This window comes from Oleiphilus sp. HI0123, assembly GCF_001635315.1.
This window is the reverse complement of sequence record NZ_LWGE01001391.1, coordinates 1-2257: the sequence shown is the minus strand read 5'-3', so window position 1 is coordinate 2257 and position 2257 is coordinate 1. Positions and strand designations below refer to the sequence as shown.

The following is a 2257-nucleotide window of genomic DNA, read 5'->3' as shown; positions in this document are numbered from 1 at the left end:
AGCCTGATCAACCAGCTTCATCAGAAGTTTCAAAACCTTGATATCGATTATCTGCTCTGCCCTGTTTATCACCAATATGCACTTAGGCAGCACCTCATTAAGCTCGATTTTTCTCTGCTTGACGAACAACTGGTGAAAGAACGAAAGCAGTTTTATGAAATACTGCATGTTTCTTCGTGTAGTGGTTTAAAGAAGGAAATATCTCCGGCGGGTAGAAAAATTTGGCAGGGTGAAACGGAAGTTCAAGCTGAGATTGCCCATGAGTATCTGGCGCGCGTTCTATCTCACTACAAAAAATCCCGAATTAATCACGGAGATAAAGTCGATGAGGTCATACGCGCCTATGAGCTTTGCGCTGAACATATACAAGCATAAAGAAGTTGTGGGCAGAAGGTTCCACCCCTCACTTACTCAACCCAACAAGAAACATTGTACTGATTCACCAGCGAGCCGAGGAAAGCACTGCCTACAAAACGATTGCTGTTTTCAATCGAGTCTGACCCCATTGAAACGCTTTTACCTAAAGCTCTTAAGGTAAACCTCTGACATCTTCCAATCTTCATCAGGGTCGATTGTATAGCTGAAGGGGCGTGGCGTGGTATCCGCTTCGATAATACTCTTTATTAATTCGTCAGCTTGAACCGGGTTGTAGACTCTAAAAAGTAACTCTCGCGTCTTATTCCAGGTAATTCTCGCTAAAGGCACAGCATTCCCGCCGGCTCGAAGGTCAACGTCCAATTGCTGGCAAAAAGGCTCAATTTCTTTTGCTTCCTCTGGAAGTGTCAAGCCTTGTTCATCTTCGGTGTCTAATTTAAGAATCAGTGATAACTGCCAAGCATAGAGTTTACGCGGCTCGTCCTCAAAAGTGGCCAGTGTCGTGTTCACCGCAGCATAGACTTTTGCACCCATATCTTCACGGTGGATGACTTGGTAACTCGGCTCAGGAATAACAAACTTACTACTCACGTGTTTTCTCTCTTTGGTTCGATAATGGTCTCAGACTCAATTTCTATGAGCAACATTAACGACTCATGCCCGAGCTTGCAAGAGTCTTTCAATCACGCTAAAGCTACAAACGCTGTATGACTATAGAAACCAGCTTCTCTATACCTGAAGCTGCCTGACTAATCCGGCTCGCCAGCATATAGGCAGGAGTGGACACAGTATTATTGGCCTCATCAATAACGCAATCATCAACGGCGCAGGTTTGATGCTCTCCACCCATAGCAGTGATTGCCTCAGAGGTATCGGCATCATTTCCGATTGTACACTTCACTCCGTGGCCAATCAGCTTCGGCGCCAATGCCGGCGCAATACACACAAGCCCAATTACTTTTTGTTGACGGTGAAAGGCCTGAGCAAACTCAGCGACTTGCGAATTAACCTCCATATCGGTACCCGCTACCGCAAAGTTGGATAGATTTTTAGCCGCGCCAAAGCCTCCGGGGAAAATAAGCCCTGCATAATCTTCAGGTTTAGCCTCTGACAGGTCGATGATATCTCCGCGAGCCAGGCGTGCAGACTCAACGAGTACATTCCGAGTCTCATTCATCTCTTTACCCGTCATGTGATTAAGCACATGCATCTGATCAATATTCGGAGCCATACACTGATACGCAACCCCTGCTCGATCAAGTGCCAACAATGTCAGTGTTGCTTCATATATTTCAGAGCCATCGAATACACCACAGCCAGACAACACCACCGCAACTTTTTTATCGCTCATAAACCTTTCCTTCAGTTAGTCAATTGCCAGACAAAACTTTCATCGTTATTTCGAGTCTAGCAAGTCCATTCGAGTACAACAAAACATCGTCTTGATCTATATCAATTTATTGTTAGAAGAACCGCATATCGCCTGATAGGGCTTTAGCGAAGTAGCGGGTTGCTTAGATCGTTATTTACTATGCTCCGTTTAGTTCATATTATGTTCGCCAATTCGCTTCTCTTTAGACTAAGGAACACGGCCAGATGCAAAAGAATTTATGGCACGAGATTGAAAAACACCCGGAAATCAGAGTTGGTCAGTATATTGTGCCAAACTTTGTTTCAAACTCTATCGCGATCAAAACAAGTGATTCAGACATCGTGATTATCAGCCCTGGTAAATCTTTGATCGATGCCTTTCCCAAAGAATGGCTAAATGAAGAGCTCTGCATGCACCTGGTGATGCCAAACAGTTTTCACTATATGGGCGTTCAAGCCTGGCGAGATGCTTTTCCGAAACATCGCTTGTATGCAAGTAAAGGGGCGATCA

The 2257-nt window shown here is 44.8% G+C and carries 3 protein-coding genes and 1 pseudogene; 2 read left to right on the top strand and 2 right to left on the bottom strand.

The features are described from left to right. Positions 1-375, top strand: a 375-nt coding sequence (locus tag A3761_RS17640) for a tRNA (adenine(22)-N(1))-methyltransferase TrmK (protein WP_197473097.1), incomplete at its 5' end; no start/stop codon positions are given. Between the two features lie 141 nt (positions 376-516). On the opposite strand, the gene A3761_RS17635 is transcribed toward A3761_RS17640, so the two are convergent. Both A3761_RS17635 and elbB read right to left on the bottom strand, forming a co-directional pair. Then, positions 517-966, bottom strand: coding sequence for a DUF695 domain-containing protein (locus A3761_RS17635; protein ID WP_068507709.1), 450 nt, complete (start codon positions 964-966; stop codon positions 517-519). 103 nt (positions 967-1069) lie between these two features. Continuing rightward, on the bottom strand, positions 1070-1726 hold the full coding sequence (gene elbB / locus A3761_RS17630; protein ID WP_068507707.1) for an isoprenoid biosynthesis glyoxalase ElbB: 657 nt from the start codon (positions 1724-1726) through the stop codon (positions 1070-1072). Positions 1727-1971: 245 nt separating this feature from the next. Here elbB and A3761_RS17625 point away from each other — a divergent pair. After that, positions 1972-2257, top strand: a pseudogene (locus A3761_RS17625) (hypothetical protein); the annotation flags it as partial.

Bases quoted from the DNA above. Each gene is read 5' to 3' on its own strand.
- elbB (WP_068507707.1), bottom strand. From the start codon at position 1,726: ATGAGCGATAAAAAAGTTGCGGTGGTGTTGTCTGGCTGTGGTGTATTC.